Below are 25,949 nucleotides of genomic sequence, written 5' to 3'. Positions count from 1 at the left end.
ATGAGCGAGATGGTGGAGCCTGCGCCAGTACAGGTTTCGGACAGTCCACCACCAGGTAGCCGTAAAGGAAGGGCGGGCGCGCGCTCACGACGAGCCGCGCTCGCCCGCTACCTCCTGGTCCGACTCGCACTGATCGTTCCGACGGCGTGGATCCTCGTCACCGTCGTGTTCTTCCTGATGCGGGTGGTCGGCGATCCGATCACCGCGGCCATGGGTGGACGCATGACGGCCGAACAGATCAACGAGCGCAAGGGAGCCGCAGGCCTCAATCGCCCTATCCTGACGCAGTATTGGGAGTATCTGTCGGGATTGATGCGTGGTGATTTCGGCCGGTCCGCCGACAATCGCGAAATCAGCGAAGTGATCACCGTCTACGGTGCCGCGACGCTCGAGTTGGTGTTCTGGTCTCTGCTGATCGCCTTCGCCATCGGTATCCCGTTGGGTCGCTACGCCGCGACACATCGGGACCAGCCCGCCGATGTCGTGCTCAGACTCTTCGCGATACTTGCCTACGCAGCGCCGGTGTTCTTCGTCGGTCTGCTGCTCAAGTTGCTGTTTTCGGTGAAGCTCGGCTGGTTGCCCGGATCTGGTCGGGCGAGCACCAATGTCGAACTCGCGCTGCAGAATGTGTCGCCGAAGACCAACATCATGATCATCGACGCATTTCTCTACGGCGACATCGGTTACATCGGCGACGTGCTGAAACACGCGATACTGCCGTCCTTCGCGCTCGGGATGCTGACGGCAGGTGTGTTCCTGCGACTCGTCCGGATCAACCTGCTGCAGACACTGCGTAGCGGAAGTGTGGAAGCTGCTCGTGCGCGCGGACTTTCGGCTCGTGTCGTCACCGGTCGCCACGCCTTCAAAAATGCGTTGATTCCGGTGGTGACGGTGATGGGGATGTATATCGCCGTGCATCTCGGTGGCTCGGTACTGACCGAGACGACGTTCGAATGGAAAGGCCTCGGTTATCAACTCGCCGAGTATCTGAAGGCCCGCGATTTCATTGCGGTGCAGGGGATTGTCGCTTTCGTCGCCCTGCTCGTCGCGGTGATGAGCTTCGTCGTCGACGTTGTCGTGTCGATAATCGACCCGAGGGTGAGGTTCTGATGACCGCCGCAGCGCTCGCCAAAGAGCCCGATCTACCGCCGCCCCCTCGGGTCGAACGGCGAGGCGTACCCGGTGTCGCACTCCTGCGCTCGACCCATGGGCTGCAACGGATCACGTTGATCTTCGGGCTGATCCTCATCGCCGCGTTCGTGATCGCAGCCGTCTTCGCCCCACTGATCGCACCGTACGGGTTCGCTCAGAGCTCGGCTGACGGAGTCGATTTCGCTCGGCAGCAGGCACCGTCGGCGGAGCACTGGTTCGGCACCTCGGTCCGCGGCGAAGATGTGTTGTCCCGCGTGATCTTCGGTGCGAGAACGGCTTTGCTCGTCATAGCGTTGTCGCTCGTCTTGTCTCTGATCATCGGTGTCCCACTCGGATTGCTCTCGGGTTACATCGGTCGGTGGATCGATCGGGTGCTTGTCCTGTTCATGGACGCGATGTACGCGTTTCCGTCGCTGTTGCTCGCGATCGTCGTCTCTATCGTGGTGGCCGGCGGCAATTCGAGCGCGTTCGGCGGCGTTCTGTCGGCCGCCGTTGCGATCACCGCCGTCTTTGTGCCGCAGTACTTTCGGGTGGTCCGCAATGCCACCGTCGCGGTGAAACAGGAACCGTACGTCGACGCGGCGCGCGTCACCGGTGCGTCGACGATTCGGATCATGTTCAAGCACATCCTCGCCAACGTCACGGCGTCGCTGCCAGTCATCATCACCCTCAACGGCGCAGAAGCGATCCTGACGCTCGCCGGCCTCGGCTTCCTCGGCTTCGGAATCGAGCCGACGTCGGCGGCAGAGTGGGGTTACGACCTCAACAAGGCGCTGGCAGACGTGTCCAACGGAATCTGGTGGACCGGAGTCTTTCCCGGTGTTGCGATCGTGCTGGTCGTGCTCGGAATGACGCTGGTCGGGGAGAGCCTCAACGAAGTGTTCAACCCGATACTACGAACTCGGCGGGCAGTCCAATGACCGATGCAGCACTGACGATCGAGTCGCTATCCGTCGTATTCGCAACCGATTCCGGCCCGGTCGATGCTGTCTCCGATGTTTCGTTCGAGGTGTTTCCCGGAGAAGTGCTTGCGATTGTCGGCGAGTCGGGATCCGGCAAATCGGTGAGCTCTCGGTCCGCGATGGGACTCTTGCCGCCGACCGCACGAGTGCGAGGACTTGTTCGGCTGGGGAGCAACGAGATCACGTCGATGTCGGAACGTGAGCTCACCGCCGTTCGTGGCGGTGCCATCTCGATGGTCTTCCAAGAGCCCGGCAGCGCGCTCGATCCGTTGTTCACCGTCGGGTTCCAGATCGGCGAAGCGTTGCGTGCGCACACAGATATGGGGCGCAAGGCTGCGAAGGTAAAGGCCGTCGAGTTGTTGCGGTTGGTCGGGTTGCCCGATCCGGAGCAGCGGGTCGACTTCTACCCACACGAGCTGTCCGGTGGTCAGAAACAGCGGGTCGTCATTGCGATCGCGATCGCGTGCGAACCCAAAGTCATCATCGCGGACGAACCGACGACCGCACTCGACGTGACGGTGCAGGCCGAGATCCTCGAACTCCTTCGGGACCTGCGCGATCGAATCGGCAGCGCAATCGTGTTGATCACGCACAACATGGGCGTGGTCGCCGATCTTGCCGACCGGGTCGTCGTCATGAAGGACGGTCGCGTCGTCGAGCAGGCACCGGTGGATCAGCTGTTCGCCAGCCCGGCACAGGACTACACGCGGGCGCTTCTTGCAGCTGTGCCGCACCTCGGCACCGGCGACGAGTTGCACAAAGGTCCGGCGGTGGCAGAGTCGGAAGCCGAAGCGGTGCTGGAGATCTCGCATCTCACGGTCGAGTTTCCGGGAGCGATCGGTCGTCCCGCATTCAAGGCGGTCGACGATGTGAGCCTGAGCATCGCGCGTGGCGAGACCGTCGGTTTGGTAGGGGAGTCGGGTTCGGGTAAGTCGACGATCGGTCGATGCGTCGCCGCGCTTGCACGGCCGACGAGCGGAACTATCAAGGTGCTCGGCCAGGACATCACCGCGATGCGCGAGCGTGAACTGCGGCCGATTCGGCGTCGCTTCGGATTCGTCTTTCAGGACCCCGCGACGTCGATGAATCCGCGTCTCACCGTCGGTGAGTGTGTTGCGGAGCCGCTGATCGTGCACAAGGTCGCGAAAGGGCAAGCCCTGCGCGACGAGGTCGATCGACTGCTCGACGACGTGCAGTTGCCGCGGGCGACGGCGGCTAGGTATCCCCACGAGCTGTCGGGCGGTCAGCGTCAACGTGCCAGTCTCGCAAGGGCTTTGGCACTCAATCCCGACCTGCTCGTCGCCGACGAACCGACGAGCGCCCTCGATGTGTCCGTCCAGGCGAAAGTGCTCGAGCTGTTCGAGCAGTTGCAGCAGGAGAACAAGTTCGCGTGTCTGTTCATCAGTCACGACCTCGCGGTGGTCGACCTGCTTGCCGACCGAGTGGCGGTCCTGCGCAACGGGGCGCTCGTCGAATTGGGTACGCGCTCGGAGATCTTGCGCAGCCCGACGCAGGAATACACGCGCAGACTCGTTGCGGCAGTACCGGTTCCGGATCCCGTCGTGCAGCGGGCACGGCGTGCGCAGAACGCCGCGCTGTTCGGCGCGATCACGTGAGTGCCTACCGCGCTGGGTAGGTCTCGCCTGCGAGGTACCCGCCGACGAGCACGAACAGTTCGGTCGAGCGGTCGACGAGTTCGTCGCGGCTGATCGGAAGCGTGCCGTCGATCCAGCCCGTGATGGTCTCGTGCAGCCCACCGACGAGGTGCATGGCCGCAAAGTGTGCGCGATCGCCTACCCGTAGGGCGGTCGCAGGACCGTAGTACTGCTGGCCCGCTGCGACGACGAGGCTCGCGAGGGTATGCATCGTTTCCGAGCGGCGTGCAGCGAGTGTGGGATGGATCAGCGCCTCGGTGAACAGAATGCGCACAGTGCAAGGGTCGTCGATCAACATGTCGACGGCCGCACCGATTGCCGCCTTCGATTTGGCGTCGGCGTTGTCGGGCGCCGAGGCGACCGCCTCCAGGATCACGCGGCCGAGTTCGCCGACGATCCGATCGAAGAGCGTGGTGAGCACGGCCTCCAAGTCGCCGAAGCTTTCGTAGTAGTAGCGCTCGTTGAGGCCGGCTTCGGCGCACAGTCCGCTGACCGTGAGTTTCGCGAAACCGCGTGTGCCGACGATCTCGAGCGCTGCGCCGAGCAGGGCGTCGCGTCGTTGCGCGCGGCGATCGGCAGCAGAAACCCCACCGTAGGCACGCTTCGTGGTCGACACGACGCAATTGTGGCACATTCTCTTGCCAGATTTGCAATTCTGGGGGATGCCCTTGCCAGAATCGAACAGGAGGCAATGATGCCTGGTAAGCAGGGTTACTTCCCCGCCGACTCGATGGCCGTTCGGGTCATGAGCAAACGAGCCGTTGGTTTGACCTACGGCGAGCGTGCTCTGGTGGTCGGTGCGACCAACCCGCTGCTCTACGTCGGAACGGCCGAGAACACGAGTCACCGCGAGACGCCGTACAACCGGTTGGCGCTGACGGGTCGACTGTTCGAGGCCGTGTTTCTCGGGACGAAGGCCGAGGCCGACAGGGCTTTGCAATTCACCCGCAAGAAGCACGAACGTGTGGTCGGCGGTCTCTCCGAAGCAGCAGGGCCCAACCATCCGGCGGGCACGCGCTACAGCGCTCGCGATCCCCATCTGATGTACATGACGATGGCGTTCACCTTCGATTCCGCCGAGGCGATGCACGATCTGCTGGTCCGCAAGCTGACCGACGGTGAGCGCGAGGGCCTGTGGCAGGACTTCGTGCGCTGGGCGGAACTGTTCGGCATGCCGAGATCCGCCGCGCCGGCTACCTACCGTGAGTTTCGGGCTTCGTTCGACACCTACCTCGCCTCGGACCAACTGTTCCTCACCGCCGAAGCACGCCTGGTCGGCGCACATCTCGCAGGTGCGGAGAAGCAGAAGTACCCGTTGCCGGGTACGTTGCGGCACGGCGCACCGGTGCTTGCCCTGATCGTGCAGGGGAGTCTGCCGTCGCGGATTCGCGAGATCTACGGTCTGCGCTGGTCTTCGGCCGACGAACTGGCATTCCGAATCGCGGTCCGCACGATGCGCGCAGTGCACTTTCGACCGCGACTCGCCCCCGCGGGTCCGTTGCGCATTGCTCTGCGTGGACCGAGCGCCCCCAGCTACGCGACCCTTGCCCGCGGTGAACGTGAACTGATCCGGAGCGGACGGCCGAGTATGCCCGGTGTCGACACGACGAGAAGAGCACAAGAAACGGCCTGACGAGGGCGTTGGAAGTGCGTTGGGACCGTCGTTGCGGGCGTCGTCACGGTTCCGTCCAGGTCTCGTACAGGTCACTGCAATTACTGTCCCGAAACCCGACTCCGGTAGCGTGAGGCCGCATCTGCACGCGAACCACAGTTGGAGCGCCGACCCCATGAACGACCAGACCCACCGCCGCACAGGCGCTTCCTACGCAGCCGCGGGTGTGGACATCGAGGCGGGCGATCGGGCTGTCGAACTGTTCGCTCCGCTCGCCAAGAAGGCAAGTCGTCCGGAGGTGCAGGGTGGTCTCGGCGGCTTCGCCGGACTGTTCGCACTCAAGAGTGGTTACCGCGAACCTTTGCTCGCTGCATCGACCGACGGTGTCGGTACCAAGATCGCGGTCGCGCAGGCGATGGACAAACACGACACCGTCGGCCTCGACCTCGTTGCCATGGTGGTCGACGACCTCGTCGTCTGCGGCGCCGAGCCGCTGTTTCTGCAGGACTACATCGCTGTCGGCAGGGTTGTGCCCGAAAGGGTCGCGGAACTCGTCGGAGGCATCGCTGAGGGCTGTGTGCGGGCAGGCTGTGCGTTGCTCGGTGGCGAAACGGCCGAACATCCAGGCCTGATGGCAGACGGCGATTACGACCTGTCCGCAACGGGCGTCGGCGTTGTCGAGGCCGACCAGGTACTCGGGCCCGACCGCGTTCGTCCCGGCGACGTCGTGATCGCCATGGGATCGTCGGGACTGCATTCCAACGGCTACAGCCTTGCCCGCAAGGTGCTGCTCGAGATCGACAGGATGTCGCTGAGCGCCCACGTCGAAGAATTCGGTCGCACGCTCGGTGAGGAACTGCTCGAGCCGACGAAGATCTACGCCAAGGACTGCCTCGCGTTGATCGCGGAAACCGACGTTCGGACGTTCTCGCACGTGACCGGCGGCGGCCTGGCCGCCAACCTCGCCAGGGTCATGCCGAAGGGTCTGGTCGCCGAGCTCGACCGCGGCACCTGGAATCCCGCACCCGTGTTCAAGATGATCGCGCAGCGTGGTCGCGTCGAGCGCGCAGAGATGGAACGCACGTTCAACATGGGCGTCGGCATGGTTGCCGTCGTGGCACCGGAGGATGTCGACCGGGCCCTGGCAATTCTGACGGCACGACACATCAAGTGCTGGACGCTGGGAGCGGTCAAGAAGGCGAACACCAAGACACCGGAAAAGGCTGACGGTGGCGACCGCGCTCTGCTCGTCGGAGACCACCCGAGGTTCTGAGAAGATTCGCCGCAGATCGAGAGTTCGATCACGGTGGATGTGCTCGAGAGAGTCCAGAGATGAAATGAGGGGGAAGCCGACCGTAGTCGGCTTCCCCCTCATTCATTCGAAGGTCAGCGACGCCACTCTTCGTACGCGTCGTCGTCGTCCCAACGGGAACGTGTGTCGGGCTCGTCTGGCGGCCTGACAGTATTCCGGTGCGAGATGGGTGAACCTCCTCCAGAGAGCTCTCGCTGCAAGCTGTCGAAGTCGGTGGATGGTGAGCTGTACTTGAGCTCACGTGCAACCTTGGTCTGCTTTGCCTTAGCCCGGCCGCGGCCCATGGCTAACCCCCTCGCGCCTTTGCGGGGCGGCCTGGGGAATTTGGCGGCCCCGTTTGAGTGTGTATTTTCCTGAGACACACTCTAGCGTGCAAATCGCAGTCGCGCTTCCACGACTGCTCGGGTCGGCTGGATCGCCCGCGTGTCACAGGTCCAACACGCCAGGAATTGCCCTGATCGTGCCGACCCTGGCCCCGCCACCGAGTACCGGCCGGGCTGCGAGGTCGGTGAGCACGTCACCGCCGTCGACGCCGATTCTGCCAAGGATCGCTGCGGTCATCGGTACCCGCGCACGCTCGCCACCGTCGTCCAATTTCAGTGCAAACGCGGTCCCGTCGGGCAGTGCACCTGCATGAACACCATCGGCACCCGCCTTGCAGAACAGTCCGGCCACCGCCGACATCAACGTCAGGTCGTCCTCGTCGGTCCCGCTCGCAACAGCGGGATGCGCGCGGATCGCGTCGGCTACGGCTCGTTCGTTGCTTTCGGGCGCAGCTGTGACGAGCGCCGCGAAAGCTCTCGCGAGATTGACCAACGACACAGGCACGATCGGCAGCCCACACCCGTCGATTCCCAGCTCGGTCTCGGGTTCACCGGTCAGCTCGGCGATCGTGTCGACAACCGCCTGCTGCAGGGGATGCCCCGGTTGCAGATAACTGTCGGTCGGCCAGTCGTTCGCTACGCAGGTCGCCAGCATTGCGGCGTGCTTGCCCGAGCAGTTCATGTAGATCCGCTTGGAGCGGGCGCCGTTGGTCAGGACAGCGGCACGCGCGATTTCGTTGGTCGGCAGGTCTGCAGGGCACTGCAAGTGGTCCTCACGCAGTCCGTGCCTGGCGAGCAGGCCGCGGACGAGGGCAAGGTGGGTTTGCTCCCCTGTGTGCGACGCAAACGCGATGGCGAGCTCGGCGGTGCTGCTCGGGACGAACCCGTTACGCAGCATCGCAACGGCCTGCATCGGCTTGTTGCAGGATCGCGGGAAGATCGGCGTGTGGACCCTACCGACCTCGATGTCGATCTCGCCGTCGGGCCGCAGCACGACGAACGATCCCCGGTGGACGCATTCCCTGAAGCCGGATCGGACGACTTCCACAAGTTCGACGCTCATCTGGATCGGTCCTTCCGCCTGTCCATCCGGCGCAGTGCCGCATCGACCAGGTAGCGAGACCCATCGGACAACGACGGTTCGTCGAGCAGGCGCGCGAGGCGGTCCGCGTCGGTCGCCACGAACAGATCGCGGACGGTGACCCCGTGTGTCGGGATGTCGACGATTTCGATGCTGTCGCCCGCCGAGATCGTGCCCGGTTCGAGCACACGAAAGTAGGCGCCGACGTCCGCGCGTTCGGCAAACCGCCGCACCCAGTGCTTCTCCCCGGTCCAGATCTGAAAGGTCACGCACGGTATCCGCGGTGCCGTCGCCTCTAGCAGGACGTTCCCGATCCGCCACCGCTCACCGATCACAGCGTCGGTGACGGAGATTCCGCTGACCCGCAGATTTTCGCCGAACCAGCCGGGAGGTACCGGTTTGCCGAGTTCGTCGGACCAGCGCTGCACCTCGTCCTCGCCGTACACGTAGACAGCCTGATCGAGCCCACCGTGATGTTTCGTGTCGCAAACGTGGTCGCCTTCGGGTCCGAGCGGTTCGATCCGCACGGGGCCGGCTACGGGCCGCTTGTCGATGGCGGTGATCGGAATCGCACGAGGCTGCGGGATGTCGGCGAATACGACGCAGACGGCCAAGACGTTTCCGACGTTTCCTTCGCTTCTGACCCGCGCAGTCACCGTCCGCGGAGCCGATCGATCGCAGCGCGTCCCGCTTGGACCTCGTCATGAGCCGGAACGGAGTCGGGATCGATCGACGCTGCACACGGACCCGCGTCGAGTTGGGTCTCGACCGGCACGGAACGCTTGATCAGTGCCAGCGCGATCGGGCCGAGTTCGAAGTGGTCGATGACCGTGCCGGTTCGTCCGACGCTGCGTCCGCCTGCGGTCACCGCGTCACCGGGCGCAGGGCGACCATCTGCCGAACCGTCGAGGTGCAACAGCACCAGGTGCCGTGGCGGCTTGCCGAGATTGTGCACCCTGGCAACGGTTTCCTGACCTCGGTAGCAGCCTTTGTCGAGGTGCACAGCGCCGCCGGCGTCCACGCCGCCGATCCAGCGGACCTCGTGCGGGATCGTGCGGTCGTCGGTGTCGATGCCGAGGCGTGGTCGCAATGCTGCGACGCGAAGAGCTTCGAACGCCCACATACCCGCAGGCGCAGCACCCGCTCCTGTCAATCGGCTCCACCACTGCGCAAGGTCGCCACGCGGGACGATCAGGTCGTAGGAATGGGGGGTCGGCCACGGCATCGCGCGGATGAAGCCACCGCCCGGCAGCGCAGTGGCTTCGTAGATGCCAGGCAACGCGTCGATGCCGAGCGCAGCGGTGATCGCCGGGCTTGCGGCATCGGGTCCGATGAGGCTCAGAACGGCGAAATCAGGAGCTCCGGACGGTTCGGCTTTCGCCCAGAACACCATCTTCTGCAGGAAGGCCAGCAACGCGGGTCCGGTCTCGGCTTCGGTGTCGATCCACAGGGTGCCGTCGAGGTCGGTCATGACGAAGTGCTGCTCGACACGACCGTTGAGGTCGAGGCTGAGATTTTCGGCCGTTCTGCGATCCGGCAGGGCGGCAACGTGCTGGCTCGAGATCGTATGCAGCCACGTCAGCCGCTCGGCGCCGGTGATCGTGAGCACGAAGCGATGCGATCGGTCGAGCACAGCAACAGCTTGTGCAGCCGCCCGCTGCTCGGCGAAAGGATCTCCGTAATGCCAGGCGACTGCGGCGTCGGGTGTTTCCGGTGCGCCTGGGACGGCGCCTGGTGCCACGAGCAGAACACTCGGGGGGACTAACAACGATTCCACCACCTCTCCATTGTAGAGGTGCGCAGGCCTACCGCTCGTGAGTCCTTTCGGAGGGCGGGACCGCCGAAAAGACTCACGAGCGGCGGAGCCGCCTAAATTCCGAGCCGGCCTGACAGCACCGGCCACGACTTCTTCAGCTCGTCCTCCCAATACCCCCACGAGTGCGTTCCGCTCGGGGGGAAGCTGTACGTTGCCGGGATACCGAGCTGGTTCAGCTTGTTCTCCAGGTTGTGGCTGCAGTAGTTGACAACCGCCTCGATGACGCCGCCGACGATGACCTGATTGGCCAGCGATGCGGGCGCATTTCCGTTCTGCACCAAAAGATGTGGATCGGTCAGCGTCTCGTGCGCGCCTGGCAGACCGTTTCCGTTCGAGATGTAGAGATCGATGCCTCGCAACTTCTCGGCGTTGATAAGAGGGTCGTTCGCGGCCCACATCGGGTCGTTGGGTGGGCCGTACATGTTTTCGTAGTTGCCGCCACCGCGTTCGACGGTGAGTTTCAAGAACTGCTGGCCGAGGGGGTCGGCGATCTGTGCGCACCCGCTGTAGGCGGCGACGCTCTCGTACAACGTCGGCTCGGACTGGGCAAGCGAAAGTACGGACGTTCCCGACATCGAAAGGCCGGCAATCGAGTTCTTGCCGTTCGTGCCGAGCGCCGCGTCGATGATCGGGGGCAGTTCTGCTGTGAGGAAGGTCTTCCACTTGTTGACGCCGAGAGCCGGGTCAGGATTACGCCAGTCCGCGTAGTAGCTCGCGATGCCACCGATCGGCGAGACGACATTGATGTTCTTGTCGGACAGGAAATCGAAGGCGTCCGTCCGAGCCTGCCACGACGCGTCGCCGACGCCGGCGTCGAGGCCGTTGAGCAGGTACAGGGTCGGCCGCGGCACGCTGGTGTCGTGTGGTCGCTGGACCTCGACAGGGAAGGTCCTGTTCATAGACCCGGAATGCACGTAGATGATCAGGTCTTGCGGTCCTTTGGACTCGACCTTCTCGACGTAGGAGCCATTCGCTGAGGTGACCTTGGCGAGGAGAGTGCCGTCGGCTACCGGATCGGCCGCTGCTGTGCCGATGCCCGCCAGCGGGAGCAGCGCCAACGCTGCGCCGCCGACCACGAGCTTTGCGGCTATCGACGATAGTCGGATCGGTCCATACATCTGCTGAGTCCACCTAACCTTTGGTTTGCCGGATAGTAAACACGACCCGACCTTCTCCGCTTGGCATCGTACGGTCAATAACGCGCGAGCGGGTCGCGGCACCACGCCTCTACCCTTGGGCTTATGGCTGATCGAGTACTAGTGACTCTGGACGGTGTTGTCCGAGACCCCGACGCTCCGCTGCTGTGCGCCGACGACCTTGCCGCTGTGCGCGGCGACGGGGTCTTCGAGACACTCCTCGTGCGCGCAGGCCGACCGTGCACGATCGAGTTGCACCTTTCGCGCCTGCAGCGGTCGGCCGAGGCGCTCGATCTGCCCGAGCCCGACGTCGTGAAGTGGCGAAACGCCGCGGAGCTTGCGGCGAAGCAGTGGGGGACCGAGGCGGAGGGCGCGATGCGACTCGTCTACAGCCGAGGTCGCGAATCCGGGGGCGACCCGACCGCGTTCGTCACCGTTGGACCGCTTGCCGAGCGGGTGCAGCGGGCTCGCGCCGACGGCATTTCGGTGATGACGCTCGCGCGTGGCCATTCGACCGAGCTCGGTCAGACAGCGCCGTGGCAGCTGTTGGGTGCCAAGACGCTGTCCTACGCGACGAACATGGCCGCACTGCGGTTCGCGGCTCGCTACGAGGCCGACGACGTGATCTTCGTGAGCAGTGAGGGTCGCGTTCTGGAAGGTCCGCGGTCGACCGTCGTGATCGAGCGAGGCAGGACGTTGATCACGCCGCCCGCAACGCAGGGAATTCTTCCTGGCACTACCCAACGCGCGCTGTTCGAGGTGGCCGGGGACGCGGGCTTCGCGTGTAAGTACGCACCGCTGTTCCCTGCCGACCTCATCACCTCGGACGGGGTGTGGTTGCTGTCGAGCGTGACCCTCGCCGCACGCGTGCACACCCTCGACGGGTTGGTGATGCGACGGTCTGCGCGGGCGGACGAGATCGTCTCACTGGTCGACGTGGCTGTCGAGTCGATTGGGGCATCGAAGTAGGCCTGATCTGTGCGGTAAGGATCACGTCCGCTTCTCGTCGAAAAGGGTTCCTGCCTGCTACTGCCTGTAGTACGTTGTGTGTAGTAGACGACGGCAGGAGCAGGCATGGACGCCTTGGACATCTCCCGGTGGCAGTTCGGCATCACAACCGTCTATCACTTCATCTTCGTCCCGCTCACGATCGGTCTCGCCCCGCTGATCGCGGTGATGCAGACGGCCTGGGTCGTGACCGGCAAGGATCACTGGTACCGACTGACCAAGTTCTTCGGCAAGCTGTTCCTCATCAACTTCGCTCTCGGCGTCGCAACGGGCATCGTGCAGGAGTTTCAGTTCGGCATGAACTGGAGCGAATACTCCCGATTCGTCGGTGACGTCTTCGGCGCTCCGCTCGCTCTCGAAGGTCTGGTCGCCTTCTTCCTCGAGTCCACGTTTCTCGGTCTGTGGATCTTCGGCTGGCACCGACTCCCGAAACTTGTTCACCTGGCAACGATTTGGCTCGTCGCAATCGGAGTCAACGCCTCCGCGTACTTCATCATCGCGGCCAACTCCTTTATGCAGCACCCCGTCGGTGCGCGGTACAACCCGGAAACCGGTCGGGCGGAACTGACCAGCATTTGGGAATTGCTCACCAACAACACTGCGCTGGCGGCCTTTCCGCACGCGGTCGCCGGTGCGTTTCTCACGGCAGGCACCTTCGTCGCAGGCGTTGCCGGGTGGTGGATGGTCCGCGGCCTCAAGCACCCCGACGGCGAGGGTGCGACGATGTTCCGCCCGGTCGCTCGCCTTGCGATGGGCGTCATCGTCGTCGCGGGTGGCGCACTCATCTACACCGGTGACGTGCAGGGCAAGCTGATGTTCGAACAGCAGCCGATGAAGATGGCGTCGGCAGAATCTTTGTGCCACAGCGAGACCGATCCGAATTTCTCGGTTCTCACGGTGGGAACGCACAACAACTGCGACAGCGTGACGCACTTGATCGAAGTACCCGGTGTCCTGTCGTGGCTCGCAGAGGGCAAGTTCTCGGGCGTCGATCTCAAGGGCGTCAACGAGCTGCAGCAGGAGTACTCCGAGAAATACGGTCCTGGCGACTACCGGCCGAATCTCTTTGTCACCTATTGGTCTTTCCGAATGATGATCGGCCTGTCGGCAGGTTCGTTCCTGCTTGCACTCGCCGGCCTGTGGGTCACCCGCGGCGGGCGCGTCCCCCATCAGCGCTGGTTCGGTTGGCTCAGCCTCGCCGCGATACCGACCCCGTTCCTCGCCAACAGCGCAGGCTGGGTGTTCACCGAGATGGGCCGCCAACCGTGGGTTGTTGCGCCCAATCCCACAGGGGTCGACCAGATCCGGTTGACCGTTTCCCAAGGGGTGTCGGGGCATTCGTCCGCGACGGTGATCGCGTCGCTCGTGACGTTCACGGTGATCTACGCGGGACTCGCTGTCGTCTGGTTCACGTTGATCAAACGTTACGTCGCCGCAGGTCCGTCCGAGCACGACAAACACCCTGGCGCACCCGAACCGGCCGATCCCGATGGGCCGAAACAACTTTCGTTCGCGTACTAGAAACTGCTGGTCCACAGCACTGCAAAGGAGCCGTGATGGGAATACAAGAGGCGTGGTTCGTCGTCATCGCCGTACTGTTTCTCGGCTATTTCGTGCTGGAGGGATTCGACTTCGGGGTCGGCATGCTGTTCCCGGTGCTCGGTCGAACCGACACCCGGCGACGGGTGCTGCTCAACACCATCGGACCGGTGTGGGACGGCAACGAGGTGTGGCTGATCACCGCTGGTGGCGCCCTGTTCGCGGCCTTCCCCGAGTGGTACGCAACGATGTTCGCCGGCTTCTATCTGCCGCTGCTGCTCATCCTTGTCGCGCTGATCCTGCGGGTGTGCGCCATCGAATGGCGCGGCAAGATCGACGACCCGACCTGGCGTCGGCGATGCGATCTAGGCATCATGATCGGGTCGTGGGTGCCTGCGATCGTGTGGGGCGTCGCCTTCGCGAACCTGGTTCGCGGCGTAGCTATCGACGCCGACAAGCAGATGACGTCGAGCCTTTTCGATATGTTCGGTCCGTACGCATTGCTCGGCGGTATGACGTTCGCACTTGCGTTCGCGCTGCACGGTGCCGTTTTCATTGCGCTCAAGACCAGCGGCGAAGTTCATGCCGATGCCATGAAAGTCGCACAGCGACTGACTCTTCCAACTCTGGCGGTGATCGGTGTCTTCGTGATCTGGACCCAGACCGCGTACGGCAAGACCTGGACGTGGGCGTTGGTAGCGGCCGTGCTCGCAGCGTTGCTCGGCGTGATCGCGACAATCAGGGCAAATCGTGAAGGCTGGGCCTTCACGTTCAATGCCATTGTGATACTTGGCTTCATCGGGTTGCTGTTCGCTTCGCTCTTTCCGAACGTGATGCCGTCCACCACCGCAGCCGAGTACGGATTGACGATCTACAACGCCTCGTCCAGTCCGTACACGCTGAAGGTGATGAGTTGGGCCGCAGCCTTTTCCGCGCCGGTCGTGCTGCTGTACCAGGGCTGGACGTATTGGGTCTTCCGGCAACGGATCTCGACCGAGCAGATTCCACCGTCGATCGGTCTGAAGTTGGGTAGCGGGAAGTGACCGCCGCCGTCGAGAGTCGCATGCGCGGTCCGATCGACCCGCGCCTGTGGCGGTACTCGCACGCGGCGCGCAAGTACTTGGTGCTGAGCGTTGCGCTGTCGGTGCTGATCACCGCGGCAATCATCGTCTCGGCCTTGGTGATCGGTGCACTGCTCGCAGGAATCATCACCGAACCAGGTGAGCGGACGGCCGAGTCGTGGACCTTGCTGCTGTCGATTCTCGGCGCAGCGTTCGGGATACGAGTCGTCGGGGTGTGGCTGCAGGCCCGTCTCGGACACCGCTCCGCATCGCACGTCGTCGCCGACCTCGAAGGCGAAGCGCTTGCCGCTGCAGTCGGCCTCGAGCCTCGCGAACTCGATTCGCGGCGAGGCGAACTCGCGACGGTGCTGACCCGCGGCATCGGCGATCTACGGCCCTACCTGTCCGGTTACCTGCCTGCACTGATCCTCGCCGTCATCGTTCCGCCTGCGGTGCTCGTCGTCATCGCGACGCAGGATCTGATCTCGGCTGCGATCATCGGTGTGACGCTGCCACTGATTCCGCTGTTCATGATCCTGATCGGTCTGCTGACCCGCGGTAAGTCGCGCTCTACGCTCGAGGCGATGTCGACGCTGTCGTCCCAACTGCTCGACCTGCTTGCAGGCCTGCCGACCCTTCGCGCACTCGGTCGCGAACAGGGACCGCAGGCCCGGGTCGAGGAACTTGGCGACGCACATCGGCGAACTGCGATGTCGGCGTTACGAATTGCGTTCCTGTCCTCGGCGGTTCTCGAGCTGCTGGCGACCCTGTGTGTCGCCCTCGTTGCGGTCAGCATCGGCTTGCGGCTCGTCTTCGGCGAGATGGGACTGCAGGCCGCGATCATCGCTCTGATCCTGGCACCGGAGGTGTATCACCCACTCCGGTCGGTAGGCGAACGATTCCATGCTGCAGAAGACGGAATGGCTGCGGCAGAAAAGGTTTTCGGAGTTCTCGCTGCGCGCGAAGCCACACCGAGCGCAGGCGAGCGCAGGCCCGCTCGCCTGAACGGAATCATCGAGGTCGGCGGGCTCGGTGTGCGCTCCCGCGATGGCTTCGCGCCGAACGAATTCGGTGCTGTCTTTCGCCCAGGTTCGGTGACGGTGTTGACCGGTGCCAACGGCAGCGGTAAATCGACAGTGCTGCAGGCGGTTCTGGGTCTCGTAGCACCGGACCGCGGGTGGGTTACGGTCGACGGTATCGACGTCGGCGAACTCGATCGGGCGTGGTGGTGGGACCACATCGCATGGCTTCCGCAGCGTCCGGTACTTGTGCCTGGAACGTTGCGCGAAAACCTCGAGCTCGTCGGTGAACCCGGCGTCGACCTCGATCGCGTATGTGCGGCAACAGGGTTCGACGCCGTCCTCGCCGAGTTGCCGGACGGCTGGAACACGGTTGTCGGGTCGGGCGGGGTCGGGCTGTCGCTCGGGCAACGGCAACGGCTCGCGCTCACCCGAACACTCGTGTCGGCCAAACCGATTCTGCTGCTGGACGAGCCGACGGCGCACCTCGACAGTGCAAGCGAGGCAACGGTACTCGAATCGATCGTTCGGTGCGCCGATGTCGGCGCGACCGTCGTCGTCGTGGCACACCGTCCGTCCGTACTTGCCGCCGCGGACGTGATCGTCGAGGTAGGCAGGCACACCGTGAATGCGGAGTCCACGCTCCAAGGGGAAGGGATCTGACATGAGCACCGACCCGCTGTGGCGCGCTCTGGCTCTGCTGCAATTGCAGCCTCGCCGGATCGCGACCGCGGTGGTGTTCGGAGCGGTCGCACTCGGCAGTGGCTTGGCGTTGGCGGCTTTGGCAGCGTGGTTGATCGCACGAGCCTGGCAGATGCCGCCGGTGCTCGATCTGACGGTGGCCGTCGTTGCGGTACGTGCGCTCGGAATTTCGCGAGGGGTGTTTCGCTATCTGGAAAGACTGGCGAGTCACGACACCGCGTTTCGTGGCATGACTGCTGCTCGAACGAACATCTATCGCCGCCTGGCGACTGGTGACCCTGCGGCGGTGACGGGTGTGCGACGCGGTGTGTTGCTCTCACGAACCGGCGAGGACATCGATACGGTCGGCGCGGTCGTCGTGCGCGGGATCGTCCCCATGGCTGTTGCGGTTGTATTGTCCTTCGCCGCAATCGGATTGCTGGCCACCATCTCTTTGGCGGCAGCGGGAATTCTCGCTGTGTCTCTCGCCGTCGCGGGCATCGTCGCGCCGTGGCTGGCGACCAGCGCAGCCCGGACTGCGGAACTCGCGGGCATGGCTGCGACCGCGGAGTATGCCGAACACGCTGTCGCCGCACTCGACCATGGTGCCGAGTTGCGGGTTGCGGGCAGGTTGGACGCCGTCGTCGAAGCGGCGCGGTCAGCGAGTGCGGAGGTTGCTGCGGCCACGGACAGAGCGGCGCCACGCGCGGCGTTCGCGGCGGCCGCGACACCGTTGGCGACCGGGGTGAGCGTGCTCGGATCGCTGCTCATCGGCGTTGTTGCCTACGACGGCGGCACGATGACGCCGATGGCGCTTGCGATACTGGTGTTGCTGCCCTTGGCCGCGTTCGAGGCAGTCGGACCGCTCCCGGTCGCCGCGCAGGCGGTCAGCCGAGCGCGGATAGCGGCGGGACGTATCACGGCCCTTATCGACACGGCCCTCATCGATACTGCGTCGACGACGAAGGTCGGCACCAGCAGAGCTTCCGTCGACGATTGGGTCCTGCGCGCTCGCGGGCTGCGTGCAGGTTGGTCGACCTGTCCCGAAAAGTCCACCAGAGCAATAGATCTCGATCTCGCCCGCGGCGCGCGGGTCGCGATCACCGGCCCAAGCGGAGTCGGCAAGACGTCGTTGCTGATGACGCTCGCGGGATTGCTGCCTCCCGTCGAAGGTCGGCTCACGTTGGGTGGCACGCCCATCACCGACCTCGAGGCAGCGAGCGTGCGACGCGTTGCGACGTTTTTCGCGGAGGACGCCCACCTTTTCGACACCTCTGTGCTGGAGAACTTGCGTGTGGCGCGAGGTGAGCTGAGCGCGGACGAGGCCGAGACGGTAGTGCGTTCGGTTGGCCTTGGTGACTGGTTGGACGGCTTGTCGAACGGTCTCGATACGGTCCTGACCGGTGGCGAGCGGGCCGTATCCGGCGGTGAGCGCCGCCGCATCTTGCTTGCCCGTGCGATCTGCTCGCCCGCCGAGGTGCTGCTACTCGACGAGCCGACCGAGCACCTCGATGCCAAGGCCGGCGCCGACCTGCTGACCGCTTTGCTGCAGCGCGGTTCCGGATTGGTGCACCCCCGTCGCACCGTCGTCGTCGTGACCCATCACCTTCCCCGGGATTGCACCCCTGACCAGGTGCTTTCTCTCGATTTCGCGGACCGCGAAAATACGTTGCCGAACGCGGCGGAGGCACGTACTTTCGTGAGTACACAAGAGAGGAGGTGGTCTGGAGTTGGTTATCCATAGGACGCGTGAGGTGGCTGTCAGCTAGCCGCTACCGCTGACGGATTCTTCTCCGCGCGAGCGGCTAGCGAATCCAAGGCAGCTACCCGGCCCCCGAGCCTCCGGTCTTGTCCAGACCGGAACCTGCGAACGACGTTCACGTCTTCGTCGGTATGGCTCGGGGGTCGTTCGCATTTCCGACACCTGCTCGTCAACAAAGGGTTGACGATTGGTGGATCGTCAACTTATGGTTGACGCATGACGAAGCCAATCAAGATGACAAATCCGGTCCGCCTCGACGATCTGATCGAGGCCATCAAGCAGATCCATGACGACGTGCTCGATCAACTGTCGGATGCCGTGATTGCGGCGGGCGCCCTCGGCGATGTCGCCGACCACCTGATCGGCCATTTCGTCGACCAGGCCAGGCGTTCCGGCGCTTCGTGGACCGACATCGGCAGGAGTATGGGCGTCACCAAGCAGGCTGCTCAGAAGAGATTTGTTGCCAAAGGTGAGACGCCGGACCTCGACCCGAAGCAGGGCTTCAGCAGGTTCACTCCGCGCGCGCAGAACGTGGTGATGGCGTCGCAGAACGAAGCGCGCGCAGCAAGCAACGACCACATCGGCCCGACGCACATTCTTCTCGGCCTACTTGCCGAGCCGGAAGGCCTCGCCGCAATGCTCCTCGAGTCGCACGGTGCAACCCTGGCGGCAGTGCGCGAGAAGGCCACGGCGATGCTGCCGACTGCCGTTGCAGACGTTCCCGAGTTGATTCCGTACGACGCGCAGGCCAAGAAGGCGCTCGAGCTGACCTTCCGCGAGGCATTGAGGTTGGGGCACAACTACATCGGCACCGAGCACATCCTGCTTGCGCTGCTCGAACTCGAAAACGGCAGCGGGCCACTTTCGGAGCTCGGTGTGGCCAAGGCCAAGGTCGAGTCGGACATTGTCGAAACGCTGAACGCGCTGATCGTGAGCAGTCGCAACGCGGGCGAGTGACTTCGTCGGCGAGGCTCTCTTTCATTTCGCGTTGAAATACCGCTAGTATCCGAAACCATGACGCTATTCGGAAACAGCTATCCACGCATCGATCTGTCGGACTCGATCGTTTTGATCACCGGTGGTGGCCGGGGGATCGGTCGCGCAACCGCGGAACTGTTCGCAGCGAAAGGCGCGAGAGTTGTCCTCGCCGACGTCGATCTCGCAGCGGCCGAAGTCGCAGCGGGCGCAATCGGCGGTTCGGCCACAGCGTTGCAGCTCGATGTGCGTTCCCGCGACGACTGGGAGAAGGCTGTTGCCGAACTCGGTCGGGTCGATGTGCTCATCAACAACGCCGGTGTGATGCCGGTGGCGGCGTTTCTCGACGAGACGGACGCGATCATCGAAGCAACGATGGACATCAACGTGCTCGGGCTGAGCCACGGCATGCGCGTCGTGGTGCCCGGCATGATCGATCGAGGCTACGGACACGTGGTCAACGTCGCCTCGCTTGCGGGCAAGATTCCGATCCCCGGGCTCGTCGCCTACAACGCGAGCAAGTTCGCAGCCGTCGGACTCTCGGCCGCTGCCCGACTCGAGTTCGCGCCGCACGGCGTCAGCGTCAGCACCATTCTGCCGTCGGCGGTTCGGACCATGCTGTCCTCCGGTATCGAACTCGGCCACGGTATGCCTACCGTCGATCCAGAGGACGTTGCGGCTGCCATCGTCGCGACCTGTCGTTCACGTAAGGCGGAAACGCCTGTGCCGGGCTATCTTTCGGCGATCGACCTCGGCCTCGCGGTCGCGCCCGAGCGACTGCTGAACCTGGTTCGCAGCCTTGCGGACGGAAACCGTGCGCTCACAGGCGTCGATCATTCGGCACGGGCTGCGTACGAAAGCCGAGTCCTGTCGGTAACGGACCAGAGCTAGCCGATGTAGCGCGCGAGCCGAGCAGACAACCTCGGCACGAGCGGTCCGTCGGCTACGACACGTTCCTCGACGTAGGCCAAGTCACCGCCTTCGACGATGCCGTAGAGCCGCTTCGCGCCGCCGACAACCGCGGCGGACTGACTGCGAATCACCACGTCCGTCGCCAACTCCCACGACGACTGCGTGAGCGCCTGGCCGTAGTACAACTCGACGATCCCCGAGCTGTGGGTCAGTAGCAGCTCGACGACCTCGTTCTCCTTGGTGCCGTCACCGCTGACGCGCCAGAAACCGGTCTCGCGAAGGTCGGGGCGCACGTAGGCACCGTCGGCATCGAGGACCCAGGATCGAGATTCCCAATTGAGGTAGTCGCCGCCGTCGTGGGACACCACAACCTGCTGCCCGAAGCGGTAGTCGCCGGTCTCGGGATCGTTGCCTTCACCCTCACCGCGCCAGACACCGACCAGGGGGAGCAGCGCGAGCATCGCGGGGTTGATGTCCGGACCGAGTCGCAAATTCGCTGTGTCCTCCGGCAGGGGGAGGTCTGGCAGCGTCGCGATGTTGAGGGTCGCCGTTATCCGCGCACGCTCGGCAGCGTCGGCGACAGCCTGATCGCCACTGCGACGCGCAACGTGATCGTCAGGCCCCTGAGCGGATGTCTCCGAAGGGTCCTGGCTCACGACTCGTCGGTCACCAGTCGATAGATGACATACAGCCCGAACCAGGTGATCAACACCGATGCCAGCGCGAGGAGTGCCTCGAAGAATAGGACCACGAGGAGTAGTTTAGCCCCGCCGTATCGGAAACGACGAACGGGCGGTTATCGCAGCAACGCCCGAAGACATTGCGCGACAACCGCCCGTTCGGCAGGTACGTCAGACGCCGACGGTGACGTCTACCTTGTGCACGCCGTTGCCCTCCGGGCTCACAGCGGAAGTGCCGTTGCCCGACGACGACAGCGCACGCACGGTCCAGTCGCCCGGTGCCGCGAAGAAGCGGAAATCGCCTGTGCCGGAAGCGACGACCTCGGCCGTGAACTCTCCGGACCGATCGAGGAGGCGAACGAACGCGCCACCGACCGGCTGCCCGTCACCGGCGACGACCTTGCCCGTGATAACAGTTTCCTTCTCGACATCGACGCCGGCCGGAATGGCCTGGCCCTGTGTTGGTGCTGCGCACATATCTATTCTCCCAATTCGATCGGTACGCCGACGAGTGAGCCGTATTCGGTCCAGCTGCCGTCGTAGTTCTTGACATTTTCGTGGCCGAGCAGTTCCTTGAGCACGAACCAGGTGTGGCTGGAGCGCTCGCCGATCCGGCAGTAGGCGATGGTGTCCTTGGATCCGTCGAGGCCGGCTTCGCCGTAGATCTCGGTGAGCTCCTCGTCGGACTTGAACGTGCCGTCCTCGTTGGCTGCCTTGCTCCACGGCACGCTGATTGCACCGGGGATGTGGCCCGGACGCTGGCTCTGCTCCTGCGGGAGGTGAGCCGGTGCCAGGATCTTGCCGGAGAACTCGTCGGGAGAACGCACGTCGACCAGGTTCTTCACACCGATTGCTTCGATGGTCTCGTCGCGGAACGCGCGGATCGTCAGGTCCGGCTCGGCTGCCTTGTACTGCGTCGCTTCGCGGGTGACCTCGTCACGCGAGAGCGGACGACCGTCGAGTTCCCACTTCTTGCGGCCACCGTCGAGGAGCTTGACGTTGTCGTGGCCGTACAGCTTGAAGTACCAGTACGCGTACGCGGCGAACCAGTTGTTGTTGCCACCGTAGAGGACAACCTCGTCGTCGTTCGCGATGCCACGTGCCGACAGCAGATCGGAGAACTGCTCGCGGTTGACGAAGTCACGCCGGACCTGGTCCTGCAGATCAGTCTTCCAGTCGAGCTTGATCGCACCCTCGATGTGACCATCCGCGTATGCGGCGGTGTCTTCGTCGACCTCGACGAAAACGGTCTTCGGTGCGTTCAGGTTCTGCTCGGCCCAGTCAGTTGAGACCAGGACGTCGGAGCGAGCCATGTTGTTCCTTTCGGGTTTTCTTTGTGACGTTCGAATTGTTCGTGCGGGTTGTTCGAGCAGGGGAAAAGAGTGGGGGTTGCTCAAGCAGTCGCCGGACGAAAGCGGGCGACTAGTGGGTAGACCTGGCAGCCGAGGCAGATTCCGAAAGCTGCGTTGAGGAAGGCGGCGAAAAGAGCGAACCCGGCGAAGACAGCACCGACGAGCGGCGCTCCGATGGCAAATCCGAGTACTCCGACGGCTGCGAAGACGAACCCGACCAGTTGCGCGAAGCGCAGCGGTGCGGTTGGTTCACGCTCGGTCGGGGGGCCGACGCGTGGTGCAACCAACTTGGCATACACCTGGCCGTATGGGCTCCTACGTGGCCCCACTGCGGCGCCGATCGCGAAAACGACGGCCTGCAGTGCAAGCAGAACGCCCGCGACGACCGGTGAGAAAGCCGCGGTGACCAGAACGGCGACCAGAACAGCAGTCGTGATCCAGGCGGCGAATCGGGGCCCGCGGACGTCGACCTGATCGACGGCGACGGTCGAGGTGGGGGTGGACGAGGTGTGAGAGGTTGTTGACATGACGTGCTCCTGCGCAGGATGTGGGCGAGGGGATGCGAGGCATCGCGGCGATGTAGAGCACCGAATCGGCCGAACAGCGTGGACGTCAGCTATCGCTCGCCCAAGAAAGGGAGCAGCAGACCTGGCCTGGTGATCTAGAGGCAGGGGCGACAACAACAGCCGCCGAGGCGGCACAGGTCAACTGTGCGGCGACGGGTGAGCATCAGCTCGCGGCAGGTTTGCACGTGGCGGAGTTTACCCTTTTCTGGGCAAAGTTGAATCCTCGGTGTTCGATTGCGGCCTGACCTGCAGTTTTCAGCTACTCAGCGGGACCAGTGCGGTCCGCAGATCGGCGGAGGTCGGTACGCCCGAAATGCGGAACATTTCCGCAGTTGGACTGTCGAAGATAAAGGTCGTCGGTAGGGAGAGGACGCCGAGTTCCTTAGCAAGACGGGGGTGCTCGTCGATATCGACTTCGACCTCGGCCGGCGGCTTCGGCGACCGTTCCAGCTCGGCGACAACCTGACCGACGACCCGTCGCACAGCCGCACACGGACCGCACCAATCGGCGGAGAAGTGCAACACCGTCGGCCCGGCAGTGCCGACGCCGACGCCGGAAAGCAGTTCGATCCGCTCGCTGTCGGTGTTGTCGGACGCCTTGGTCGCACGGACTTTGCCTGCTCGGCGTTGCAATGCGACGCCGGCAATCGTTGCGACGAGGAGAGTGAGAATCAGTACTGTGATCTGCGTCATGTCTTCTGGAGGTCGTCGAGGTTGATGATGACATTGTTACCCGAACCCTCGATGACGATCTGCGATCCGATCGCCGTCACCTTGGTCGGAAGCACACCGAACGGAAGCTGACTTGTGTCGATCGTCCGGGTGAACAGTCCGAGTACGCCGTCGCGATCGGGAATCGGAATGTTCAGACCGATGCCTGCCCCGGCGTCGACGTAGAAGTCCGTTGCCTGGACCCGCAGCTTGTCGCCGTCGAGGACGAGCTCGGCCTCGACGCTCACTTTGGTCTCGATCGGGCCGATCGGAACCGTGCCGGTCAGGACAACGCCGCCGGTTGTGAACAACCCGCTTCCGCCCGAACCGCCCGTACCGTCGGATTTGTCGGCGGGTGCGGCGGAAACCTGCAGGTCAGGGATATCGAATAGCTTGCCGAGCTCGGTGGCGTCGATGCGGATGCGGCCCTCGACACGATCGACCGGGATTCGGTGGACATTGCCGTCGACCAGATCGCTGACGGGTACTGACACACCTGTGAGTGTCGCCTCGACGGTTGTGTTGCCGATGAGGTCGGCGCGTACGCCGTTCGCCCGAATGTCGACACTCTTGTACTTGCCGTTGGCAGCGTGGGAGAGAAACGGAAAACCGTGGATCGTCACTTCGGGATCGGAATTCAACTCGGCGCCGTCGCGGATGGCCCTGGAAACGCTGTACTCCGCGTACGCCGCCGCGCCGAAGTCGACGACGACGGCGAGGCCGAGAAGGCACACGAGCCCGATGATGAGTTTCCGCACCACACCATTGTTACCGAAACGTCGAACCTCATCTGCCACGACGATGCCCCTGCACCCTCGCCAGGACACGGAAACGCACGTCGGCGCGCTAGTCTGTCACGCAAAGTACAAATGTCTGTCACATCGACGTGCGGCCGAAAATCCAATGCGTCACGGCGAGAGGGAGGGTTTCATGGAACTACTCCTACTGACTTCCGACTCCAATCCCGAGGCAGTGCTTCCTTCGTTGGCGCTGTTGTCGCACACAGTGCGGCCCGCGCCGACCGAGGTGTCGTCGCTACTCGAGGCAGGCACGGCCGACGTTGCTCTTGTCGACGCACGGATCGATCTCGCTGCTGCGCGTGGTCTGTGCAGGCTGCTCGGCACCACAGGTTCGGCGATACCAGTGGTTGCGGTACTGACCGAAGGCGGCCTCGTCGCGGTCAACGCGGACTGGGGCCTCGACGACATCCTCCTTCCAGGGACCGGCCCCGCCGAGCTCGATGCGCGGCTGCGTTTGCTCGTGGGTCGCAGCGGTGGCATCGCAAGTCCCGAGAACACCGGCAAGATCACACTCGGCGAACTCGTGATCGACGAAGGCACCTACACCGCCAGATTGCGTGGGCGTCCGCTCGACCTCACCTACAAGGAATTCGAACTTCTCAAATACCTCGCTCAGCACGCCGGACGTGTGTTCACCCGCGCGCAGCTGCTGCAGGAGGTCTGGGGCTACGACTTCTTCGGCGGCACCAGGACGGTCGACGTGCACGTCCGACGCCTGCGCGCGAAGTTGGGCACCGAGTACGAGTCACTGATCGGAACCGTCCGCAACGTCGGATACAAGGCCGTCCGTCCTTCCCGCAACGCCAGCAGGGTCGATCCTGTCGCCGTAGCCGACGACGTCGACGACTACGACGGACCGGAAGACGCCGAATACGCACCTGCGAACGGATCGGCACCCTGAGTGACCGCTGCTGACTGGACGACAACCCTGGACGACGCCGCCGTCGTTCGGGTCCGGGAACTGATCGCTGCCGCATCGAAGGCCGATGGCACAGCACCTGTTTCGGAGCAGGTGGTGCTGTCGTTGGCGCATACGTCCGACACCCGCCACCTCGTCAGGTCGGTCGACGGCCGGATCGTCGGCTACGCCAACCTCGTTCCAGGCACCGCCGACCACCCCGCGATGACCGAGGTCGTCGTGGCGCCGGATGCGCGCGGCAACGGCGTCGGTGGCGACCTGGTGACCGCAGCCCTCGGCGCGGGCGGAACCGGCGCACGGGTTTGGGCGCACGGCAATCTCGCGCCCGCTCAGGCCGTTGCGACTCGCCTCGGGCTGAGCACCGCACGCGAGCTATTGCAGATGCGCCGCTCCCTTTGGTCGACACCTTTGCCGGAACTCGATGTGCGCGAAGATGTTTCGATTCGTACCTATCGCCGCAACGCCGACGACGCCGAAATTCTGCGGGTCAACAATGCGGCTTTCGACTGGCATCCGGAGCAGGGCAGCTGGACCGCGGAAGACATCTCCGCCAGAAGAGCTGAACCCTGGTTCGACCCGAACGGGTTGTTCCTCGCTGTGGACTCGGCCGATCGGGTCCTCGGCTTTCATTGGACCAAGGTGCATACCGAGGTCGAGCCGCATATCGGCGAGGTGTACGTCGTCGCCGTCGACCCGGATATCCATGGCAAGGGTCTCGGTCGATTGCTCACCGTCGCGGGGTTGCGGTATCTCCGCGACCGTGGTCTCGCCAATGTGCTGCTCTACACCGAGGCCGACAACGCTGCGGCTGTGCACGTTTATCGCAAGCTCGGTTTCGAGACGCACTACACAGACGTTGCCTATACCGCTGGTGAGTGAACGTCGTCTACCTGTGAAGACAGTCTCCGACGTACG

At 64.0% G+C, this 25,949-nt stretch carries 26 protein-coding genes; 14 read left to right on the top strand and 12 right to left on the bottom strand.

Going from position 1 to position 25,949, the window contains the following annotated elements; genetic code table 11:
• Positions 1-9 precede the first annotated feature (9 nt).
• From ACHIRB_RS07775 to ACHIRB_RS07765, 3 genes are read left to right on the top strand one after another with little or no spacing between them, the layout of a single operon-like run.
• Entirely contained in the window at positions 10-1,110 is a 1,101-nt protein-coding gene (locus ACHIRB_RS07775; protein ID WP_395124684.1) for an ABC transporter permease, read from the top strand.
• Positions 1,110-2,072 (top strand): ABC transporter permease, encoded by a 963-nt coding sequence (locus ACHIRB_RS07770; RefSeq protein WP_395112434.1) that lies wholly within the window; start codon positions 1,110-1,112, stop codon positions 2,070-2,072. The genes ACHIRB_RS07775 and ACHIRB_RS07770 overlap by 1 nt, the downstream gene beginning before the upstream one ends.
• Positions 2,069-3,730: an ABC transporter ATP-binding protein gene (locus ACHIRB_RS07765; protein WP_395124666.1), complete on the top strand. Its 1,662-nt coding sequence runs from the start codon at positions 2,069-2,071 to the stop codon at positions 3,728-3,730. The genes ACHIRB_RS07770 and ACHIRB_RS07765 overlap by 4 nt, the downstream gene beginning before the upstream one ends.
• 4 nt (positions 3,731-3,734) lie before the next feature.
• Here the strand turns inward: ACHIRB_RS07765 and ACHIRB_RS07760 are convergent, their stop codons facing one another.
• A complete protein-coding gene (locus ACHIRB_RS07760; RefSeq protein ID WP_395124667.1) occupies positions 3,735-4,385 on the bottom strand; it encodes a TetR/AcrR family transcriptional regulator in 651 nt (216 codons plus the stop codon).
• Between the two features lie 9 nt (positions 4,386-4,394).
• Between ACHIRB_RS07760 and ACHIRB_RS07755 the strand changes: the two genes are divergently transcribed.
• Together ACHIRB_RS07755 and purM are read left to right on the top strand one after the other, a co-directional pair.
• A complete protein-coding gene (locus tag ACHIRB_RS07755; protein WP_395127657.1) occupies positions 4,395-5,402 on the top strand; it encodes an oxygenase MpaB family protein in 1,008 nt (335 codons plus the stop codon).
• 154 nt (positions 5,403-5,556) lie between these two features.
• On the top strand, positions 5,557-6,654 hold the full coding sequence (purM, locus tag ACHIRB_RS07750; protein WP_395112442.1) for a phosphoribosylformylglycinamidine cyclo-ligase: 1,098 nt from the start codon (positions 5,557-5,559) through the stop codon (positions 6,652-6,654).
• 113 nt (positions 6,655-6,767) lie between these two features.
• On the opposite strand, the gene ACHIRB_RS07745 is transcribed toward purM, so the two are convergent.
• From ACHIRB_RS07745 to ACHIRB_RS07725, 5 genes are all read right to left on the bottom strand, one after another.
• A complete protein-coding gene (locus tag ACHIRB_RS07745) occupies positions 6,768-6,977 on the bottom strand; it encodes a DUF3073 domain-containing protein (RefSeq protein WP_199705207.1) in 210 nt (69 codons plus the stop codon).
• 142 nt (positions 6,978-7,119) lie between these two features.
• The gene (locus ACHIRB_RS07740) at positions 7,120-8,079 is read right to left on the bottom strand and encodes an asparaginase (RefSeq protein WP_395124669.1); all 960 of its coding nucleotides are present in this window, start codon (positions 8,077-8,079) and stop codon (positions 7,120-7,122) included.
• Positions 8,076-8,753 (bottom strand): MOSC domain-containing protein, encoded by a 678-nt coding sequence (locus ACHIRB_RS07735; protein WP_395124670.1) that lies wholly within the window; start codon positions 8,751-8,753, stop codon positions 8,076-8,078. The genes ACHIRB_RS07740 and ACHIRB_RS07735 overlap by 4 nt, the downstream gene beginning before the upstream one ends.
• Positions 8,750-9,877, bottom strand: coding sequence for a CAF17-like 4Fe-4S cluster assembly/insertion protein YgfZ (gene ygfZ / locus ACHIRB_RS07730; RefSeq protein ID WP_395124671.1), 1,128 nt, complete (start codon positions 9,875-9,877; stop codon positions 8,750-8,752). The genes ACHIRB_RS07735 and ygfZ overlap by 4 nt, the downstream gene beginning before the upstream one ends.
• Positions 9,878-9,966: 89 nt before the next feature.
• Positions 9,967-11,031, bottom strand: a complete 1,065-nt coding sequence (locus ACHIRB_RS07725) for an alpha/beta hydrolase (protein ID WP_199705213.1) — start codon at positions 11,029-11,031, stop codon at positions 9,967-9,969.
• Between the two features lie 123 nt (positions 11,032-11,154).
• Here ACHIRB_RS07725 and ACHIRB_RS07720 point away from each other — a divergent pair, with 123 nt between their 5' ends.
• The 7 genes from ACHIRB_RS07720 to ACHIRB_RS07690 all read left to right on the top strand — a co-directional run bounded on the left by ACHIRB_RS07720 (position 11,155) and on the right by ACHIRB_RS07690 (position 19,985).
• Complete coding sequence (locus tag ACHIRB_RS07720) at positions 11,155-12,018, top strand: aminodeoxychorismate lyase (RefSeq protein ID WP_395124672.1); 864 nt, start codon at positions 11,155-11,157, stop codon at positions 12,016-12,018.
• 105 nt (positions 12,019-12,123) lie between these two features.
• Entirely contained in the window at positions 12,124-13,578 is a 1,455-nt protein-coding gene (locus tag ACHIRB_RS07715) for a cytochrome ubiquinol oxidase subunit I (protein WP_199705215.1), read from the top strand.
• 35 nt (positions 13,579-13,613) lie between these two features.
• Positions 13,614-14,639, top strand: coding sequence for a cytochrome d ubiquinol oxidase subunit II (gene cydB, locus ACHIRB_RS07710; protein WP_395112454.1), 1,026 nt, complete (start codon positions 13,614-13,616; stop codon positions 14,637-14,639).
• Between the two features lie 20 nt (positions 14,640-14,659).
• Entirely contained in the window at positions 14,660-16,339 is a 1,680-nt protein-coding gene (cydD, locus tag ACHIRB_RS07705; protein ID WP_395112539.1) for a thiol reductant ABC exporter subunit CydD, read from the top strand.
• A 1-nt stretch (position 16,340) separates the two neighbouring features.
• Positions 16,341-18,101: a thiol reductant ABC exporter subunit CydC gene (gene cydC / locus ACHIRB_RS07700; protein WP_395112456.1), complete on the top strand. Its 1,761-nt coding sequence runs from the start codon at positions 16,341-16,343 to the stop codon at positions 18,099-18,101.
• 234 nt (positions 18,102-18,335) lie between these two features.
• The gene (locus tag ACHIRB_RS07695; RefSeq protein ID WP_395112458.1) at positions 18,336-19,076 is read left to right on the top strand and encodes a Clp protease N-terminal domain-containing protein; all 741 of its coding nucleotides are present in this window, start codon (positions 18,336-18,338) and stop codon (positions 19,074-19,076) included.
• 57 nt (positions 19,077-19,133) lie between these two features.
• Entirely contained in the window at positions 19,134-19,985 is an 852-nt protein-coding gene (locus ACHIRB_RS07690; protein WP_395112460.1) for an SDR family NAD(P)-dependent oxidoreductase, read from the top strand.
• On the opposite strand, the gene ACHIRB_RS07685 is transcribed toward ACHIRB_RS07690, so the two are convergent.
• The 6 genes from ACHIRB_RS07685 to ACHIRB_RS07660 all read right to left on the bottom strand — a co-directional run bounded on the left by ACHIRB_RS07685 (position 19,982) and on the right by ACHIRB_RS07660 (position 24,073).
• On the bottom strand, positions 19,982-20,662 hold the full coding sequence (locus ACHIRB_RS07685; protein ID WP_395112462.1) for a heme-binding beta-barrel domain-containing protein: 681 nt from the start codon (positions 20,660-20,662) through the stop codon (positions 19,982-19,984). The two genes, ACHIRB_RS07690 and ACHIRB_RS07685, sit on opposite strands and share 4 nt — an antisense overlap.
• 195 nt (positions 20,663-20,857) lie before the next feature.
• On the bottom strand, positions 20,858-21,163 hold the full coding sequence (locus ACHIRB_RS07680; protein WP_199705222.1) for a DUF1416 domain-containing protein: 306 nt from the start codon (positions 21,161-21,163) through the stop codon (positions 20,858-20,860).
• Between the two features lie 2 nt (positions 21,164-21,165).
• Positions 21,166-21,999, bottom strand: a complete 834-nt coding sequence (locus ACHIRB_RS07675; protein ID WP_199705224.1) for a sulfurtransferase — start codon at positions 21,997-21,999, stop codon at positions 21,166-21,168.
• Positions 22,000-22,079: 80 nt separating this feature from the next.
• A complete protein-coding gene (locus tag ACHIRB_RS07670; RefSeq protein WP_395112464.1) occupies positions 22,080-22,565 on the bottom strand; it encodes a DUF4395 domain-containing protein in 486 nt (161 codons plus the stop codon).
• A 294-nt stretch (positions 22,566-22,859) separates the two neighbouring features.
• Positions 22,860-23,297 (bottom strand): thioredoxin family protein, encoded by a 438-nt coding sequence (locus ACHIRB_RS07665; protein WP_395112466.1) that lies wholly within the window; start codon positions 23,295-23,297, stop codon positions 22,860-22,862.
• Positions 23,294-24,073: an LmeA family phospholipid-binding protein gene (locus ACHIRB_RS07660; RefSeq protein WP_395112468.1), complete on the bottom strand. Its 780-nt coding sequence runs from the start codon at positions 24,071-24,073 to the stop codon at positions 23,294-23,296. The genes ACHIRB_RS07665 and ACHIRB_RS07660 overlap by 4 nt, the downstream gene beginning before the upstream one ends.
• 172 nt (positions 24,074-24,245) lie before the next feature.
• Here ACHIRB_RS07660 and ACHIRB_RS07655 point away from each other — a divergent pair, with 172 nt between their 5' ends.
• Positions 24,246-25,016, top strand: a complete 771-nt coding sequence (locus ACHIRB_RS07655; RefSeq protein ID WP_199705231.1) for a winged helix-turn-helix transcriptional regulator — start codon at positions 24,246-24,248, stop codon at positions 25,014-25,016.
• On the top strand, positions 25,017-25,913 hold the full coding sequence (mshD, locus tag ACHIRB_RS07650; protein ID WP_395112470.1) for a mycothiol synthase: 897 nt from the start codon (positions 25,017-25,019) through the stop codon (positions 25,911-25,913). It begins immediately after the preceding gene.
• The last annotated feature ends 36 nt before the right edge of the window (positions 25,914-25,949 follow it).

The organism is Antrihabitans spumae (assembly GCF_043944905.1).
Taxonomy (GTDB): domain Bacteria; phylum Actinomycetota; class Actinomycetes; order Mycobacteriales; family Mycobacteriaceae; genus Antrihabitans; species Antrihabitans spumae.
Note: the sequence above shows the minus strand (reverse complement) of the source record. Positions and strands in the feature narration are given on the sequence as shown.

What these genes read in the sequence shown, in the direction of transcription:
- ACHIRB_RS07765 (WP_395124666.1), top strand. Translation starts at nt 2,069, where the DNA reads ATGACCGATGCAGCACTGACGATCGAGTCGCTATCCGTCGTATTCGCA.
- ACHIRB_RS07725 (WP_199705213.1), bottom strand. Translation starts at nt 11,031, where the DNA reads ATGTATGGACCGATCCGACTATCGTCGATAGCCGCAAAGCTCGTGGTC.
- purM (WP_395112442.1), top strand. Translation starts at nt 5,557, where the DNA reads ATGAACGACCAGACCCACCGCCGCACAGGCGCTTCCTACGCAGCCGCG.
- ACHIRB_RS07690 (WP_395112460.1), top strand. Translation starts at nt 19,134, where the DNA reads ATGACGCTATTCGGAAACAGCTATCCACGCATCGATCTGTCGGACTCG.
- ACHIRB_RS07670 (WP_395112464.1), bottom strand. Translation starts at nt 22,565, where the DNA reads ATGTCAACAACCTCTCACACCTCGTCCACCCCCACCTCGACCGTCGCC.
- cydB (WP_395112454.1), top strand. Translation starts at nt 13,614, where the DNA reads ATGGGAATACAAGAGGCGTGGTTCGTCGTCATCGCCGTACTGTTTCTC.
- ACHIRB_RS07715 (WP_199705215.1), top strand. Translation starts at nt 12,124, where the DNA reads ATGGACGCCTTGGACATCTCCCGGTGGCAGTTCGGCATCACAACCGTC.
- ACHIRB_RS07675 (WP_199705224.1), bottom strand. Translation starts at nt 21,999, where the DNA reads ATGGCTCGCTCCGACGTCCTGGTCTCAACTGACTGGGCCGAGCAGAAC.
- ACHIRB_RS07745 (WP_199705207.1), bottom strand. Translation starts at nt 6,977, where the DNA reads ATGGGCCGCGGCCGGGCTAAGGCAAAGCAGACCAAGGTTGCACGTGAG.
- ACHIRB_RS07665 (WP_395112466.1), bottom strand. Translation starts at nt 23,297, where the DNA reads ATGACGCAGATCACAGTACTGATTCTCACTCTCCTCGTCGCAACGATT.
- cydD (WP_395112539.1), top strand. Translation starts at nt 14,660, where the DNA reads ATGCGCGGTCCGATCGACCCGCGCCTGTGGCGGTACTCGCACGCGGCG.
- ACHIRB_RS07770 (WP_395112434.1), top strand. Translation starts at nt 1,110, where the DNA reads ATGACCGCCGCAGCGCTCGCCAAAGAGCCCGATCTACCGCCGCCCCCT.
- ACHIRB_RS07655 (WP_199705231.1), top strand. Translation starts at nt 24,246, where the DNA reads ATGGAACTACTCCTACTGACTTCCGACTCCAATCCCGAGGCAGTGCTT.
- ACHIRB_RS07695 (WP_395112458.1), top strand. Translation starts at nt 18,336, where the DNA reads ATGACGAAGCCAATCAAGATGACAAATCCGGTCCGCCTCGACGATCTG.
- cydC (WP_395112456.1), top strand. Translation starts at nt 16,341, where the DNA reads ATGAGCACCGACCCGCTGTGGCGCGCTCTGGCTCTGCTGCAATTGCAG.
- ACHIRB_RS07720 (WP_395124672.1), top strand. Translation starts at nt 11,155, where the DNA reads ATGGCTGATCGAGTACTAGTGACTCTGGACGGTGTTGTCCGAGACCCC.
- ACHIRB_RS07680 (WP_199705222.1), bottom strand. Translation starts at nt 21,163, where the DNA reads ATGTGCGCAGCACCAACACAGGGCCAGGCCATTCCGGCCGGCGTCGAT.
- ACHIRB_RS07775 (WP_395124684.1), top strand. Translation starts at nt 10, where the DNA reads ATGGTGGAGCCTGCGCCAGTACAGGTTTCGGACAGTCCACCACCAGGT.
- ACHIRB_RS07740 (WP_395124669.1), bottom strand. Translation starts at nt 8,079, where the DNA reads ATGAGCGTCGAACTTGTGGAAGTCGTCCGATCCGGCTTCAGGGAATGC.